Annotated in this window: 15 protein-coding genes; 3 read left to right on the plus strand and 12 right to left on the minus strand. The window is 71.9% G+C overall.

Annotated features, from left to right (window positions below; genetic code table 11):
• Positions 1-377 precede the first annotated feature (377 nt).
• The 5 genes from CLV72_RS31785 to CLV72_RS16315 form a co-directional block, all read right to left on the minus strand.
• On the minus strand, positions 378-1,187 hold the full coding sequence (locus CLV72_RS31785) for a hypothetical protein (protein ID WP_146159460.1): 810 nt from the start codon (positions 1,185-1,187) through the stop codon (positions 378-380).
• Positions 1,188-1,300: 113 nt separating this feature from the next.
• Entirely contained in the window at positions 1,301-1,927 is a 627-nt protein-coding gene (locus tag CLV72_RS16300) for a recombinase family protein (protein WP_106246659.1), read from the minus strand.
• A gap of 156 nt (positions 1,928-2,083) precedes the next feature.
• A complete protein-coding gene (locus CLV72_RS16305) occupies positions 2,084-3,289 on the minus strand; it encodes a TniQ family protein (RefSeq protein ID WP_106246663.1) in 1,206 nt (401 codons plus the stop codon).
• Complete coding sequence (locus CLV72_RS16310; RefSeq protein WP_106247097.1) at positions 3,286-4,194, minus strand: TniB family NTP-binding protein; 909 nt, start codon at positions 4,192-4,194, stop codon at positions 3,286-3,288. The genes CLV72_RS16305 and CLV72_RS16310 overlap by 4 nt, the downstream gene beginning before the upstream one ends.
• On the minus strand, positions 4,191-5,843 hold the full coding sequence (locus CLV72_RS16315; RefSeq protein ID WP_106246665.1) for a Mu transposase C-terminal domain-containing protein: 1,653 nt from the start codon (positions 5,841-5,843) through the stop codon (positions 4,191-4,193). The genes CLV72_RS16310 and CLV72_RS16315 overlap by 4 nt, the downstream gene beginning before the upstream one ends.
• A 117-nt stretch (positions 5,844-5,960) precedes the next feature.
• On the opposite strand from CLV72_RS16315, the gene CLV72_RS16320 reads away from it, so the two are divergent.
• Together CLV72_RS16320 and CLV72_RS16325 are read left to right on the plus strand one after the other, a co-directional pair.
• Complete coding sequence (locus CLV72_RS16320; RefSeq protein ID WP_245930236.1) at positions 5,961-6,932, plus strand: tyrosine-type recombinase/integrase; 972 nt, start codon at positions 5,961-5,963, stop codon at positions 6,930-6,932.
• Positions 6,933-7,024: 92 nt separating this feature from the next.
• Positions 7,025-7,231, plus strand: a complete 207-nt coding sequence (locus CLV72_RS16325) for a hypothetical protein (RefSeq protein WP_245930237.1) — start codon at positions 7,025-7,027, stop codon at positions 7,229-7,231.
• A gap of 62 nt (positions 7,232-7,293) precedes the next feature.
• On the opposite strand, the gene CLV72_RS16330 is transcribed toward CLV72_RS16325, so the two are convergent.
• Positions 7,294-8,292 carry a zinc-dependent alcohol dehydrogenase family protein gene (locus CLV72_RS16330; RefSeq protein WP_106246669.1) on the minus strand — a complete coding sequence of 333 codons (999 nt, stop codon included), beginning with the start codon at positions 8,290-8,292 and terminating at the stop codon, positions 7,294-7,296.
• An 87-nt stretch (positions 8,293-8,379) separates the two neighbouring features.
• On the opposite strand from CLV72_RS16330, the gene CLV72_RS16335 reads away from it, so the two are divergent.
• The gene (locus tag CLV72_RS16335; RefSeq protein WP_106246671.1) at positions 8,380-8,703 is read left to right on the plus strand and encodes an ArsR/SmtB family transcription factor; all 324 of its coding nucleotides are present in this window, start codon (positions 8,380-8,382) and stop codon (positions 8,701-8,703) included.
• A gap of 18 nt (positions 8,704-8,721) precedes the next feature.
• On the opposite strand, the gene CLV72_RS16340 is transcribed toward CLV72_RS16335, so the two are convergent.
• The 6 genes from CLV72_RS16340 to CLV72_RS16365 all read right to left on the minus strand — a co-directional run bounded on the left by CLV72_RS16340 (position 8,722) and on the right by CLV72_RS16365 (position 14,797).
• Positions 8,722-10,101, minus strand: a complete 1,380-nt coding sequence (locus CLV72_RS16340; RefSeq protein ID WP_106246674.1) for a carotenoid oxygenase family protein — start codon at positions 10,099-10,101, stop codon at positions 8,722-8,724.
• A gap of 255 nt (positions 10,102-10,356) precedes the next feature.
• Complete coding sequence (locus CLV72_RS16345) at positions 10,357-11,196, minus strand: alpha/beta fold hydrolase (protein WP_106246676.1); 840 nt, start codon at positions 11,194-11,196, stop codon at positions 10,357-10,359.
• Positions 11,197-11,280: 84 nt separating this feature from the next.
• On the minus strand, positions 11,281-11,832 hold the full coding sequence (locus CLV72_RS16350) for a MarR family winged helix-turn-helix transcriptional regulator (protein WP_106246678.1): 552 nt from the start codon (positions 11,830-11,832) through the stop codon (positions 11,281-11,283).
• Positions 11,833-11,935: 103 nt separating this feature from the next.
• Entirely contained in the window at positions 11,936-13,141 is a 1,206-nt protein-coding gene (locus CLV72_RS16355; protein ID WP_106246680.1) for a cytochrome P450, read from the minus strand.
• Between the two features lie 190 nt (positions 13,142-13,331).
• Entirely contained in the window at positions 13,332-13,835 is a 504-nt protein-coding gene (locus tag CLV72_RS16360; RefSeq protein WP_106246682.1) for a GNAT family N-acetyltransferase, read from the minus strand.
• 83 nt (positions 13,836-13,918) lie between these two features.
• On the minus strand, positions 13,919-14,797 hold the full coding sequence (locus CLV72_RS16365) for an alpha/beta hydrolase (RefSeq protein WP_106246684.1): 879 nt from the start codon (positions 14,795-14,797) through the stop codon (positions 13,919-13,921).
• Positions 14,798-14,864 lie beyond the last annotated feature (67 nt).

Genomic DNA, 14,864 nt, shown 5'->3' on the forward strand with positions numbered 1-14,864 from the left:
TGACACCGACAAGCCGTGTGACAGAGAATCAAATATTCTCTGTCACACGGATCCGGGTGTGCCCCGCGCGGCCTGCGTCGAGGTGTTCGCCGGCCGCAGGTGACTCCGTAACATTCTCTGTCACACCAGCCGGGAGGTGTTGTGACCGTCCACCCCTGTCAGCTTTCCAAGTCGTTTGCGCGAATGCTCGTAGTCCCCTACACCCCGCGATGGAGCTGCCCTCCGGCCGTGTCAGATACCGGAAAAACCGTGAGACATCGGCTCCGAACCGTCGGCCCAAGTAGCTGAATCTTCCCTCGCTGGCGACCAGATCTGTGACCGGTTTACTCCTGGCTGACCTGTAGGCCACCGCTCCCGAGATCGGTTCCCACTCGCAGTTAAGACCGCTCCCACAGGGTGGCCACACCTTCAATGGTGTGACCACCCATCGTGTTGAAGGGGTGTGGATCGTTGTCGATGGTTTCCGTGACCTGCCACCAGACCAGGTTTTCCTGGTCTGTGATCAGGCACATCCCATCGCCCACCTGAATCCGGTTGGTGGACAGATCGTCATCAGTGAATTCACTGTCGGAGATATCAATGGAACGGCTCGTGGCGTGGCTCCAACACTCCTCCGGGGAGGGCTGGTTGACTTCCGACATCCCCAGGCGCCGATTCGGCATCAACGACAGACGCCCGTGATATGAGTTCGTGTATGCAATATCTGCGGGAAAGTCGATATGACTGCCTTCGGCCGCTGCTCCCCTAGTCCTTCCGAAATCATCGCTGCCCATGTCCCACACCTCAGGAACCTCTTCGGTGTCGAAGTTAATCAGCCTCACCCTGGACGCCTCCGCTGGCGGGAAGCTGAACACTTGGCCCTCCCACACCACCTGCCATACCCGCTCCGGCGAGGATGGCGTAGACGAGGCGCCATCAAATGCCTCAGGGTCGGCAGAAGCTGTTGAAGTAGAGGAATGATCCTCCATAGAAGCTTCTTCGACAGCTGGCGGGCCATCGTCACTTCCCGGAAGGCCAAAGAAAATCGACCAGACAGCGAACGCCACGGCAGTCAGAACTGCGACACCTGCTGTCAGCCACCCCGCTTTATCCCAGTCGAAACCGAGGGCTTTCGCGGAAAAAAGGATAGCAGCCAATCCGATAACAATCGAACCCATCCATGATGCAGCTTCAATAATATTCCACATGGGAAAATCCTCGTCTGGGCATTGTAAAGTTGGAGGCGTCGAGGTCCGGGGCCGTCTTTCATAGGAGTGCGCCCCCTTGCGCCCGGTCGGCCTTCGAGGTGCCACTCTTGCTATCAGTGGGTGGGGTTCGACGTTTCGCTAACGCTTTGCGCTGCAAGGTAGCGGTGTAGGGAGGTCTTGGGGATCCCGGTCTTGGCGGCGATCTCGCCGAGACTGCTGCCTTGCCGTTTGAGCAGGCGCGCGTACTCGATCTTGTCAGCGGGGTGGGCGACGGGACGGCCAATGCGGCGGCCCGCGGCCTCGGCGACGGCGCGGGCGTGGGCGGCCCGTTCGGCGGTGAAGGTGCGCTCCATCTCGGCGAACAGCGCCAGCAGCAGGAAGGCGATACGGCCCATGCCCTCGTCGGCGGTGTTGATCGGTATCGGGTCGGCCAGCGAGCGCACCCCGATGTGCTTCTCACCCAGGTCGTGGACGAGGTTGAGGACTTCGCGCAGGTTGCGGCCGAGCCGGTCGAGCGTGTGCACGACGACGGTGTCGCCGGGGCGGGCGTAGGCGAGCAGGTCGGCCAGGCCGGGGCGCTCGACGGTGGCCCCGCTCTTCTTGTCCACATAGATGCGCTCGACGGGGATACCGGCCTCGGTCAGGGCGTCGAGTTGGCGCTCCAGGTGCTGCTTGGTGGTGGAGACCCGGGCGTACCCGAGTTCGAGCCCCTGGACAGGATGTCGGTCGTCGGTTCCCATGGCCGAACCGTACCGGAAATCATCTCCGTACTCGACTTCCGGAACGCTTCTTGTGGAACGACTTATGGAACGATCGGCGGGGTGATCCTCCCAAGATGCGCCTACCGGGCGCCGCACTACCCGAGTCGTTCCACTTCCAAGGATGTGGAACGCTTCTCACGTCAGGTCCTCGCGGCCGAGTTCCCGGGCGCCGGGCAAGAACTCGGCGGGGACCCCGGCGCCGAACAGGTAGGCACGCTCCTGTTCGAACCGGTCCAGCGTGCGACAGCCGAGGGTGAGCAGGGCCAAGAGTTGCCGGGCTGTGTCACGGTCGGTGCGCGCCAAGGTGAGTGCCGCTTCCAACTCGGTAACGGCCTCCTGCCAGGCGGTGCGGTGTGGGGAGGGCCGATCACCGTCGTAGACGTGTCGCTCTGCCGGGGGCCGCAGGGCAGAGGCGAATCTGCCGCGGGCGGTGATCGCCCCATCGGCGGCCAGGTGCAACGCGGTGCCGGCGGCATGCAGCATCTCTTCCTGGATCTCCGGTTTCAGGTGCTCGTAGGGCCGCCAGACCTTCAGCCCGGCGCGCTCCTCGCGGCCGGTCGCCTGCCAGATCCGCTCCAGCACGGCCCGGCCGTGGACGCTGCGGCTGGTCAAGGCGAGGCTGACCTCGTCCAGCAGGCCGCGCAGCAGCCGGAACCACACCCCGGCGTGCACGCTGCGGCCCGGCAGTGCGACCCGGCCGGTGGTGAGCGCTTCGTAGGTGTAGCCGTCCACGGTGAACAGCGGCGCCGCTGGAAGTACCGGCCCCGGCCCCGGGCGTCCCAGAGTGATCGACACGGCGACCTCACCGGCGTCTTCCAGCCGGCACCTGTGCTCGACACAGCTGGTCATCAGCGGCAACCGCCACACCAGGGCGCGGCCACGCTCGGAATCAGCAGCGCACAGCGGACAGGTCCGGCGCAACGGCCGATACGGGTACCACGGCCCTGCCCAGCGCTGCCCGTGGTGAAGGACGTTGTTGACGCCGGCCTCGCCGGGGGCCAGGAGCACGGAGCTGTCGCGGACGTAGGTGTCAAACACCGGCTGGGAGGCCTGGAGCGGTACGGGCAGCATGTCGAAGAGCCATGGCTGCCAGCCGACCCACGTCATCGCCTTCAGCCGGGCCAGATCCACACCGGTGCGCTCGGCCAGCGCGGCGAGCATCGCCTGGGGCGGGTCGTAATCGAGGTCGTCGGGGACCCACAGGTCGACCAGGCCGAGGTTTCGGGTCAGCAGGTCCCGCACCGGCATCTCGTATAACTCGGCGAGCCGTTCCAGCCAGGACGACAGCGACTCCAGTGGGCCGGGCCGGGGGTGCAGCGGCCATCGCCGCGGTGAGCTCACGTGAGCTCGCGCTCGAACTGCCGGCGCCGCTCGCTCGGCCCGGCGTACGGCGCCAGCCCCAGGGTGCGCTGGTTGATGGCCTCCTCACCGGACTCGATCGCGGCCACGGCTGCGTCGGTGAGCAGGTGGGTCAGCTCGCCGATCGTGCCCTCGCTGCGGGTGAGCAGGTAGGTGGCCATCTCGGCGGACACGATCGGTGAGGGCCTGCGCAGCGGGAACGACGCGGCGAAGCTGGCCAGCAGCGAGCGGGCGTCGGCGTCGGCCTCCCACCGGGGCAGGGTCAGCGGGGCGAACCGGTTCTCCAACTGGTCGTCGGAGCGGATCGCCAGGTAGGCATCCCGGGTGCCGACACCGACCAGCGGGATGCGCAGCTCGTTGCCCAGGTACCGCAGCAGGTTCAAGAACTCCCGGCGGGTATCGCCCCGGCCGCCGAGCACGTTGTGCAGCTCGTCGATGACCAGCATCCGCACCCCGGCCGAGCGCAGCAGCCGCAGCACCAGTTGTTCCAGATCCGCCACCCGGTAGCGTGCCCGCAGCGGCGCGCCGAGCGCGGCCAGCAGCGCCGTATAGAACCGGCCCACCGACGGCTCGGAGGGCATCTGCACCACCAGAACCGGGAACTCCTCGCGGTCGGGGCGGGACACCGGCGGGTGGGAGCGGCGGAACTTCTCCACGATCATCGACTTGCCGTTGTTGGTCGGACCGATCAGCAACAGGTTGGGCATCCGCTGCTTGGACGGCCAGGCCAGCAGGGTCTCCAGCCGCTCCAGCGCCGCGACGGCGCGGGGATAGCCGATCCACCGGTCGGCCCGCACGTACCGCAGCCTCTCGGCGTCCGGTAGCCGCGCGATCTGCTGGGCGGCCGGATGCAGGTGCGACAGGTCCACCGGCTCATCGGCGCTCACCACTGCTCGATCACCTCGAACGGTCTGGCCGCGGCTTCGTCGGCCGGGGCAGAGGGCGGTACCGCCGGATTCGTCGGCAGCGGCCGGGACGGTACCTCGGTGCGGCGTTGGCGGTCGCGGCGGGCCTTGCGGGTGGAGGCCGACGCGGTATCGGTGATCTCGCGCATCTGCTCCACCATGGCGAACAGCGCGTTCTCATCCACCTCGGCCCGTCCGAGGTCGCGCAGCCGCGCGATGGCGGCTTTCTGTTCCCAGGCGGTGATCGGCGGCCGCGCCAGCGTCCGGTAGCCGACCTCCACGTAGGTGAAGCCGTCGGGGGACAGGGCCCAGATCCGGCTGATGTCGCGCGGGTCGCGGCGCAGGACGAACCGGCCCAGCCTCTCGCGGCGGGCGATCCACGGTTTCAACGCGTCGCTGTAGTACTGCACGTGGTCGATGACGAACCCCGACCGCGACAGGGCCCGGCGGATCACCGGCAGGAAGTCCACCAGGAACGCCGTCTGGCTGGTCACCGTCACCGGCGGGGCCGCTGCGGCCTTGTCCGCCCAGACCCCGGCCGGGGTGCGGCCCAGCGTCTCGTGCACCTGGCCGTGGTAGGAGGCGACCGCCAACGCCAGCCAGCGTTGCAGCTCCGCCAGCGTCAGTGCGGCCGTGCCGTCGCTGTCATAGGCTCCGCGCTCGGCGGTGCTGGAGAAGGTGGTGCCGGGCAGCTCGTGCACCATCTGCATCGTCGTGCCGATCAGCCGCTCGACGATCCCGCCGAAGTGCGGCCTGCCGGGCGGACGGTAGCCCACCTTGATGCCGTGCTGGTCACAGCCGCGGCGCAGGGCCTCGCTCTTGAACTCCGCGGCGTTGTCCACGTACAGCTCGCACGGTTTGCCGCTCATCGGCCACTGCGCCTCCACCCCGAGCCGCTCCAGCCAGGGCCGCTTGTCGGTCGCCGTGTGCGCCAGGCACAACCCGACCGAGGTCGCCGATGGCGCTTCCAGGGTCACCACCAGGCCCACCACGCACCGGCTGGCCACGTCGATCGCCGCGGTCAGGTACGGTCGGCCGATCGGCAGCCGGTGCTGTTCGTCGACCACGATCACGTCCACCGGCGTATGGTCGACCTGCACCTGCTCCAACAGTCCAGTGACCACGGGCGGGGCACCGCCTGCCGAATGCAGCGGGCGGGCCGCCTCGCTTCCCTGCCGCGCGGTGGTGACCGTCAGCGGGTCCAGCCGGGCGATCCGGCGCAGCACCGTCCCCCGTGAGGGAACCCGCAGACCGCGGGCCCGGCACCGGCGCGCGATCTCCTTGCAGATCGATACGACCGTGCGGCGCTGCCGCGTCAGGTACCGCTCCCGCAGCACCTCCTGAACGATCGCCTCGACCTCCTGCGGCAACCGCCCACCCCCACGACCGCCGCTGGAGCGGCCCGGCAACAGATCCGACACCACTTTCTCGCCAGCGCGCCACCGCCTGAGCAGCACGTACACCTGGCGTCGGGAGATCCGCAGCGTCGCCGCGGCCTTATCGGCCTCTGCCAGGCCCACCGTGCCCTTCTCCGCGAGCGGGCCGATCACCTCGGCCTGCCTCACTGCGGTCTCCCATGCCTGGGCGGGAGCGGTCAGGACGCCGCGTTCGGTCACCGGTTCGTCCGCCATCGCCAAGCCCTCCGCCGTGCGCGCGACTACGGCCGATTCGACCGTAGTGCAGGCGGGTCCGGGATGTCCGGGGAACCCGCATTTCCCTGCACTCAGCGGCGAACCTCCAGCTCACCCGTGCACGCGACTACGGACATTCACAACCCCCTGCCCCGCCCCGGCGCCCTCACCCTCGCCCAGGCGAGCGCCGAGTTCCTGGACCGGTTCCGCGGCCAGCCGCACACCCGCCGCGCCTACGCCCAGACCCTTGTTGCCCTGGAGCAGGCGGCCGTGTGCGGACCCTCCGCGCCGGTCGAGGTTGCCTTCACCCCCGACGCGGCGGCCGCCGCCCTGGCCCGCTGGGAGAGCGCGGCCCCGGCCACGTGGAACAAGCACCTGGCCGCCCTGCGCTCCTTCGCCTCCTACTGCGCGCGCCGGGAGTGGCTCACCACCGACCCCACCCATCTGTTGGAGCGGCGCAAGGAGCCCCGCCGCGGTGACAAGTCCGTCCCCGCCGCCCGGCTGGAAGCCCTGTTCACCGACCCGGACGTGAGGCTGCGCGAGAAGGTGCTGTGGCGGATGCTGTACGAGACCGCGGCCCGCGCTGAGGAGATCCTCACCCTGGACGTGGGTGACCTGGACATGGCCATGCGCCGGGCCCGGGTTCGCTCCAAGGGCGGTGCGATCGAGTACGTGCACTGGGCCACCCCCACCGCCCGCCTGCTGCCCCGGCTGTTGAACGGGCGCACCACAGGCCCGGTGTTCTGCTCCAACCGCCGCTCCCCGACCGCCGGCGCCCGAGCCCGCGCCCTGGCCGACGTCGACCCCACCACCGGCCGGGGACGGCTGTCCTACCCGCGCGCGGAGTACCTGTTCAAGCAGGCCTCGAAGAAGTACGACCCGCACGGGCAGGGGTGGACGCTGCACCAACTGCGCCACTCCGCCCTCAAGCACCTGGCCGCCGAAGGCCGCAGCGCCCCCGAACTCCAGGCCAAATCACGCCACGCCCACCTGGCCACCCTGGGCAAGTACGTGCGCCTGGGCGAGGAGACCGCTGCCCGGATCACCGCCGAACACGACCCGTACAACCGGCGCGCTCCACGCCGCTGAACAGCGATCAACGTCGTGCCCTTCTCACCGTCGTCGACGGCCAGCCGGACGGCGTGCCGGTGGAGGAGCCTCACCAGGGGACATAAGCTCTGTTGCCGCTTCGTCACGTATTCCGGTCGCCCCCCCACCTGGACCGGCACCCGCTCACCAGGCAGCGGGAGCACGCGGTCCGCGCCCACCTGCTCCAGATGACCGGCGACACCGCGCGGGCGGCCGCGCTCTACCGCCAGGCGGCCGACCTGACCGCGAACCGGGTCGAGCAGCGCTACCTGCTCGGCCGAGCCGGCGACCTTGACTGAGCGGCGCGGCGGCCGACACGCGGGGACCGCGGCCGAGCCCCCGGCGCGCCCGCGCACCGGGCTCAGTGGTCCACGGTGACCACGATCTTGCCGAACTGCCTGCCGGACTCCATGTGCCGGTGGGCCGGCACGATCTGCTCCAGCGGGAAGAGCCGGTCCACCACCGGGCGCAGCGAGCCGGCGCGCAGGCCCGAGCCGATGAAGGCCGCGGCGCGGCGCATCCGCTGCGGGTCGCGGGTCACCTCCAGCATGGTGTAGGTGCGCAGGTTCAGCGCCGGCATGCCCAGGTCGAAGCCTGGATAGGGCGTGGGCCGCCCGCTCTGCGCGCCCCACAGGAACACGGTTCCGCCGGGGGCGGTGGCCCGGGCCAGCTCGACCACGCCCGGACCGGCCACGGCGTCGAAGACGAACTCGGCGCCGCGGCCACCGGTGATCTCCGCCAGGCGCCGCACCACGTCCTCCTCGTCGGAGACGACCACCTCGGCCGCCCCCTCGTCCAGCAGCCGCGCCCGCTTGCCGCGCGTGCGGGTCACGGCGACGGGCGTGGCGCCGATCCGGCGGGCGGTCCGGATCGCGGCCAGGCCGACGCCGCTGGACGCCGCGGTCACCACGACCACGTCGCCCGCGCGCACCCCGCCCAGCTCCACCATCGCGCCGTAGGCGGTGAGGTGGGCCATCCACACGGCCGCGCCGGACACCGCGTCCACTCCGTCCGGGCGCGGCAGCAGCGCGCACGCCGGCACGATCGCCCGCTCGCCGTACACGCCGTAGTCGTTGTGCGAGAAGTTCGGCACGACGCTGACCGCCTGCCCCGCCGCCAGGCCCGCCGCCCCGGCGCCGACCGCCTCGACCACCCCGGCCGCCTCGTTGCCGAGCCGGGCGGGCAGGCTCCTGACCGGCTCGATGTAGCGGCCGCTGCGGAACAGCGCCTCGGCCCGGTTCAGCCCGATCGCGTCGACCCTGATCCGCACCTCGCCGGGCCCCGGCTCGCCGACCTCCAGGTCCTCCAGCCGCAGCACCTCCGGTCCGCCGGTCTGGTGGAACCGCACGGTCCTCGCCATCGCCCGCCCCCTCCTCGGCGCCCGCGGGCGCCGGGACCACATAGTACGATCACCATCGAACTTCGACGGCGATCGTACTATGTGGACATGGAACGCGCACCGGCCCATCCGGACGTCTCGGAGTTCGACCTCCAGCGGGTGCTCGACGCCCTGGTCGACCCGGTGCGCCGGAGCATCGTCATCCAGCTCGACGCCGCCGGGGAGGACATCGCCTGCGGCTCGTTCGACCTCTCCGTCAGCAAGTCGACGGCCACCCACCACTTCAGAGTGCTGCGCGAGGCGGGCCTGATCCGGCAGCACTACGCCGGCACCTCGCGGATGAACACCCTGCGCCGCGCCGAGATGGACCGGGCCTTCCCGGGGCTGCTCGACGCCCTCGTCCGAGCCGCGCGGCGGCCCGCGAGGCGCTGACCCGCCCCCGGCGCGCGGTCAGCGCTCGGCGGACGGCTGCTCCGCTGCCGGGACCGGGATCCAGTTGCCGTGGAAGCCCGCGGGAACCCGCACCGGCACGTGCACCTCGGCGAGCGGCGGCGCGGCGAGGTCGGCGGCGTCCAGGATCGCCAGGTAACTCGTGCCGGCGCCGCGGTCGTGGGCGAAGGTCATCAGGTAGCCCTCGTTCTCACCGGTCCCCGCCCGGGGCGCGAAGACGGCCTCGCCGCAGGTGTGGCCCGCGGGCAGCCGGTGCTCGGCCCGTACGCCGCCGCCGGCGAGGTCGTAGGCGTAGATCCGCGAGCGCTCGGGCTCGGCGTCCAGGCTGAAGCTCGTCGTGTAGCCGTAGCGGTGGGGGAGCCCGAGCACGGAGTCGGCCACCCGGGGGAACTCGCTGGGCGCGTCGTCGAGCGGCTCCTCGGCGACCGCCCCCGACCTGAGGTCCAGCGTCCAGCGGTACACGACCGGGAGCCCGCCCGCCAGGTCGTCGGCGCCGCCGCGCCACAGCGTGGGGACGCGGGTGCCGATGACGGTGATCGTGTCGCCCGCGGCGTCCTCGAAGGCGTTCATGGTGTGCCACACGTAGCAGGGGGCGACGTCGAACCAGCGCACGGGCGCGTCCTCGCCGGCCGTCCGCGCCAGCACGCCGAACCGGGCGCGGTGCGCGTCGTCCCAGCGCCACGGCGGCCCGCCCGCCGCGGCCTGGGCGGCGTCGAACACGACCGGCAGGTCCATGAAGACGACGTGCCCGCGGGTGATGGCGAAGTCGTGCATCATCGTCGCCCGCGGCACGTCCACGACCCGGGTCTGCACCAGCTCGCCGGCGGCCGAGGCGCGGTGGAAGCTCAGGTACGGCGGGCGCAGGCGGTAGCCGAAGAACAGCAGTTCTCCGGTGATCGGGCAGGTCTTCGGGTGCGCGGTCATCGGCGTGCGCAGGGCTCCGTCGAAGGTGTACGCCCCGATCGTGGCGAGGTCGGGCGTCAGCTCGTAGGGGAAGCCGCCCTCCTCCAGGGCGAACAGCCGCCCCGCGTGCGCGATCAGGTGGGTGTTGGCGGTGGTGACGCGGTAGTCGATCCGGCCCGTCTCCTGGTCGAAGGCGAGCGCGAAGCGCGACTCGCCGGGGTGCTCGTACAGCGGCGTGCGCACGTACCGGTTGCGGTACCAGCGCGCCCTGCCGCCGTCGAGCGCGATGGTGTGGATCATGCCGTCGCCCGCGAAGGAGTGCGGCGACCAGCCGGTGCGGGGGTTGGGCCCGTTGCGGAAGAACTGCCCGCTGAGCTCGGCCGGGATCTCGCCGACGACCCTGGACGGCTCCAGGGTCACCTCTTCGGAGACCGGCGCGTTGTTGCCCGCCAGGTGCAGCGGCACGGTTTCGGACATGGTGGATCTCCTGTCGGAGAGTGATGGAGACGCCGACAACTGTGCACGAGGGAATTCGCGGACAACAGTCTTGTTCTTCCCGACCGCCTCAGCCGCCCAGTAGAAACCCAGGTGGGAGCGGTGCGGAAAAGTCCGGACCGGGCCGCTGCCGGATCGGATCCGGCACCCGTGGCCGGCGGCCCGTCGTCACCGTCGGTGTTCGCGACGGCCGCTGCGAGGACGGCGGGAGCCCGCGGTGGACGCCGGGCCGCCCGGTCAGTCCAGGCCGCGTAGGAAGGCGAGCAGCAGCGCGGTGAGTTCGGCGGGGGAGTCCTCGGGGGCCAGGTGGCCGGCGTCCGGGAGGGTGCGCAGCCGCGCGCCGGGGATGCGGGCCGCCAGCTCGCGGCCGCGGTCGACCGGGATCCAGCTGTCGGCCTCGCCCCAGCAGACCAGGACGGGCGGCTCGATCCCGCCGTAGCGGCCGCTCATCGCGTCGGTGTAGCGCTGGTCGCCCAGGCGGGCGCCGACCTGGCGGTAGAAGGCGTCCTGGCCGTCGGCGCCGAGCCACGGCCGCACCAGGGCGTCGAGGACGGACGGGTGGAGTCCGGGGCCGCTGGCGGACTCGACATAGGCGCGGAGCAGGGCGGAGTGCAGCGCGGCGGGCAGTCGCCGGAAGACCTCGGCGTGCTCGCCGACCAGCTGGAAGAAGGGGCTGCCCCAGGGGGAGAGGGCGACGGCGTCGACCAGCGCCAGCCTGCGGTAGGGCACGCCGTGCAGCAGGTGGGCGCCGAGCGCCACCGCGCCGCCGGAGTCGTGCGCGACCACCAGCGGGCGCTCCAGGCCCCAGTGGTCGAGGAGGGCGGCGAAGACGCCGCCGAGCGCGGCCAGCGAGAGGTCCTGGCCCGCGGACTTCTCCGACGCGCCGTATCCCGGCATGTCCCACACGTACACCCGGTGGTGGCGGGCCAGCGCGCGGGCGGTGCCGCGCCAGATGTAGGAGGAGAAGGGCGTGCCGTGCAGCAGCACCACCGGCTCGCCGTCCGGATCGCCGAAGCGGTCCCAGTGGACCTCGCCCGAGCCGCTGGGGTACCGGGCGGTCAGCCGCCATTCGCGCATGTCCCCGTGCCTCCTGCTCCCGTCGGGCTCCGGCCGTCCGGCCGGGCCGGTGCGCTCCGCGGGGCCGGCGGGCGCCGCCCCGGCTCAGGGCTCGGTGGTGGGCGCCTCCTCCCGCGCCGCGCGGTCGCGGCGCTCGGCCGCTCCGACGGGGCAGGACGCGTTCGCCGTGCAGGCGGCGCGGTCGCACAGCCGGCACAGGTACTGGGCGTCGCCGACCTGCTCGTAGAGGCGCGCGAGCAGCTTCGCCAGCAGCCCGGCCAGCGCCTGGCGGTCGTCGTCGTCCAGGGCGGCGACGGCCTCGGCCAGCGGGCCGCCGCGCGCCGCGAGCAGCCGCCGGGCGGCCCGGCGGCCCGCCCGGGTGGGGTGGACCGTGACCCACCGCCCGGTGGTGGGGCGCCGCTCGACCAGGTCGTCGGCGACCAGCGCGTCGACCATCCGGGCCGCGGCGGACTGGGTGAGCCCCACCCTGCGCCCCAGCTCCGTGACGCTCACCCCGGGGTCGGCGGCCAGGGTGACCAGCGCCGCGGCGGCGCTGGTGCTCACCCCCGCCGTACGGGTGGCGTCGCTCAGCGCCAGGTCCGTCAGCGCCAGCGCGGCCGCCCCCAGCAGGTTCGCCGTCCGAGCCGAATCAGCCACACTTCAGGCTAACATGCATGACTCATGAATTCCAATTGGGATCTGAGCTGCTGCGGAGCCTTGATCGTGACGGATATCGGGGACTTGCCCGCTGCCGGCCCGGTCACCGGTCCCAGGTGACCGGGAGGCTCTTCACCCCGTAGACGTCCGCGGTCTCCGAGCGCAGGTCGACCTCGTCGGCCGGCACGGCCAGGCGCAGGGTGGGGAAGCGGTCGAACAGCGCGGGGAAGGCGACCCGCATCTCGACGCGCGCCAGCTGCGCGCCCAGGCACAGGTGGACGCCGTGGCCGAAGGCCAGGTGTCCGCCGGCCTGCCGCCGCAGGTCGAGCGCGTGGGGGTCGGCGAAGCGCTCGGGGTCGCGGTTGGCGGTGTTGTAGGACAGGATGACCGTCGTACCGGCCTCGATGGTCTGGCCGCCCAGCTCGACGTCCTCCAGCGCCGTCCGCATGGACGTCTTGACGACGCTCAGGTAGCGCAGCAGCTCTTCCACGGCCCCGTCGATCAGCGCGGGCTCGGCGCGCAGTGCGGCCAGCTGCTCCGGATTGCGCAGCAGGGCGAAGGTGCCCAGCGCCAGCATGTTCGCGGTGGTGTCGAAGCCGGCCGACAGCAGGATGAGGCTCATCCCCTTCAGCTCCTCGTCGGTCAGATCGGTGCCGGTCAGCTCGCTGAGCACGTCATCGGTGGGCTTCGCGCGCTTGGCCGCCACCAGCCCGGCGAGGTACTCCTGGGTCGCGGTGTAGGCGGCGTACAGCTCCTCGTCGCCCGCCTCCCCGCTGAGGAAGGTCTCGATCTGCTGCTGGAACAGGTCCCGGTCCTCGTAGGGCACGCCCAGCAGCTCGCAGATGACGATGGCGGGGATGGGCTTGGCGAAGCCGGCCGCCAGATCCGCCGGCGGCCCGGCCTGCTCCATGGCGTCCAGCCGGTCGGCGGTGATCTGCTCCACCCGCTCGGTGAGCTGTCGCATCCGCCGCGCGGTGAACCGGCCGGCCAGCGGCTTCCGGTAGCGGCTGTGCAGCGGCTCGTCCATCAGGAGGAACTCCCCGGGCGGCGCCGCCGGGATCTCCATACCGGTGATGTCGAGGGTCGGGTGCTGCATGAGCTCCTTGCGGGAGCTGAACCGCTGGTCGGCCAGGACCGATCTGATCAGCTCGTGCCCGGTGACCAGCCAGCCCGGCCGGCCGCCGGGGAACGGATAGCGGCTGATGGGGCCGTGCCGCCGGGCGTCGAGCAGCTCCGCCGGCGGGTCGAAGGGGCAGCCGGACCGGCGGGACGTCGGCATCGTCGTCACGGTGTGGAGGGGGTCACCCATGGCCGTTCCTCATTTCCTGGCGGCGGGCTCGCGGGAGCCGCGCCGCCATCGATCGCAGTGACGCGGGCGGCGGCGCTCCGACCAGAGGCGCCCGCCTGTGCATGACGCCACTGTGGCACAGTTATGGCACCACAGCAATCAAGTGTCATCCGTGAGTGGTGCCATACTGACGTCAGGCGACGGTTTCGGCTCAGCCTGGCCCGGCGGGCGGGCCCGTGTGCAGCGGGCTCGCCAGCTCGACCCGGGCGGGGGCGAAACCATGCCGCTGGTAGAAGCCGATGGCCGCGGTGTTGGCGGCGAAGGCCGACACGCGCGCCTCATTGGCGCCCCTGGCGCGCGCCCACGCCAGGAAGCGGCGCACCAGCGCGGACCCGAAGCCGGTGCCGCGGTGGGCGGGTGCGACGCGCATGCTCTCCAGCTCCGCGACCCTGGCGCCCGGGCGCAGCGGATCGGCGCCGCGCAGCCGGCCGACCAGGTAGCCGACCGGCTCCGGGGCGCGGGCGAGCAGCACGAGGCCGTCGTCGGCCTCCAGCAGCGGCGCGTAGTACGCGTGGCCGTGCCGCAGCGGCCAGCCGGGGTCGGCGAAGGGGTCGCGCTGGGCGCCGTCCTCGGCGAACAGCCCGGCCACCTGGGCGACGAGCGCGTCGAGCTCGCCCGGTCCTGCGGCGGTGACGCGCAGCGCGGGGACGGCCATGCCCACCGACCCTAGCCGCTGCGACCTGCCCGGATAAATGCTTCGGCCGCACCCGGCGGGGCCGTCCGCCGGGACCGGTCCGCTCAGCGGGCCAGCAGCTCGCGCAGGGCCGCGGCGATGGCGGCCGGCGCCTCCTCGGCCATGAAGTGGCCGTGGTCGACCGTGCCGTGGCGCAGGTCCGAGGCCCACGCGCCCCACAGCGCTGCGGCGTCGAAGCCCAGGGCGGCGCCCCAGTCCTGCTGGAGGACGGTGACGGGCATGGCCAGCCGCCTGCCCGCGGCGCGGTCGGCGCGGTCGTGCTCGGCGTCGGCGCCGGCCGAGGCGCGGTAGTCGGCGACGATCGACGGCACGGCCGCGCGGCAGGCGTCCAGGTAAGCGGCGCGCACCTCCGCCGGGATCGCGGCCGGGTCCTTGGCCCAGATGTCGAGGAAGTGGCCGAAGAAGGCGTCCGGGGCGGCCGCGACCAGCCGCTCGGGCAGGCCGGGCGGCTGGGCCATCAGGTAGAGGTGGAAGCCGACGGCGCCGCCGATACCGCGCATCGCCTCCCACATGTCCAGGGTGGGCAGCACGTCCAGGCAGGCCAGGTGGGTGATGGCGCCGGGGTGGTCGAGCCCGGCGCGGAAGGCGACCAGCGCGCCCCGGTCGTGCCCGGCCAGCGCGAAGCGCTCGTGCCCGAGCGCGCGGGCCAGTGCGACGGTGTCGGCGGCCATGGTGCGCTTGGAGTAGACGGTGCCGTCGGTCTCGGCGGGCTTGCCGCTGGCGCCGTAGCCGCGCAGGTCGGGGCAGATGACGGTGTGGTCGGCGGCCAGGTCGGCGGCGACGTGCCGCCACATCAGGTGCGTCTGCGGGAAGCCGTGCAGCAGCACGATCGGGCTGCCCGAGCCGCCGACGGCCGCGTTGAGCGACACGCCGTCGGCGACGGGGACGCGCCGGTAGTCGAATCCGGGGATGGAAAGTGCCATGGTTCGTGTCCGTTCTTCGTCGGTGGACCGGTGCTTCGAGCGTGCCGGGCGCGGATGAGCATCCGAT

It is taken from the genome of Allonocardiopsis opalescens (assembly GCF_003002095.1).
Classification (GTDB): Bacteria; Actinomycetota; Actinomycetes; order Streptosporangiales; family Streptosporangiaceae; genus Allonocardiopsis; species Allonocardiopsis opalescens.

What these genes read in the sequence shown, in the direction of transcription:
- CLV72_RS16315 (WP_106246665.1), bottom strand. Translation starts at nt 5,843, where the DNA reads ATGGCGGACGAACCGGTGACCGAACGCGGCGTCCTGACCGCTCCCGCC.
- CLV72_RS16365 (WP_106246684.1), bottom strand. Translation starts at nt 14,797, where the DNA reads ATGGCACTTTCCATCCCCGGATTCGACTACCGGCGCGTCCCCGTCGCC.
- CLV72_RS16340 (WP_106246674.1), bottom strand. Translation starts at nt 10,101, where the DNA reads ATGTCCGAAACCGTGCCGCTGCACCTGGCGGGCAACAACGCGCCGGTC.
- CLV72_RS16355 (WP_106246680.1), bottom strand. Translation starts at nt 13,141, where the DNA reads ATGGGTGACCCCCTCCACACCGTGACGACGATGCCGACGTCCCGCCGG.
- CLV72_RS16300 (WP_106246659.1), bottom strand. Translation starts at nt 1,927, where the DNA reads ATGGGAACCGACGACCGACATCCTGTCCAGGGGCTCGAACTCGGGTAC.
- CLV72_RS16345 (WP_106246676.1), bottom strand. Translation starts at nt 11,196, where the DNA reads ATGCGCGAATGGCGGCTGACCGCCCGGTACCCCAGCGGCTCGGGCGAG.
- CLV72_RS31785 (WP_146159460.1), bottom strand. Translation starts at nt 1,187, where the DNA reads ATGTGGAATATTATTGAAGCTGCATCATGGATGGGTTCGATTGTTATC.
- CLV72_RS16335 (WP_106246671.1), top strand. Translation starts at nt 8,380, where the DNA reads ATGGAACGCGCACCGGCCCATCCGGACGTCTCGGAGTTCGACCTCCAG.
- CLV72_RS16360 (WP_106246682.1), bottom strand. Translation starts at nt 13,835, where the DNA reads ATGGCCGTCCCCGCGCTGCGCGTCACCGCCGCAGGACCGGGCGAGCTC.
- CLV72_RS16330 (WP_106246669.1), bottom strand. Translation starts at nt 8,292, where the DNA reads ATGGCGAGGACCGTGCGGTTCCACCAGACCGGCGGACCGGAGGTGCTG.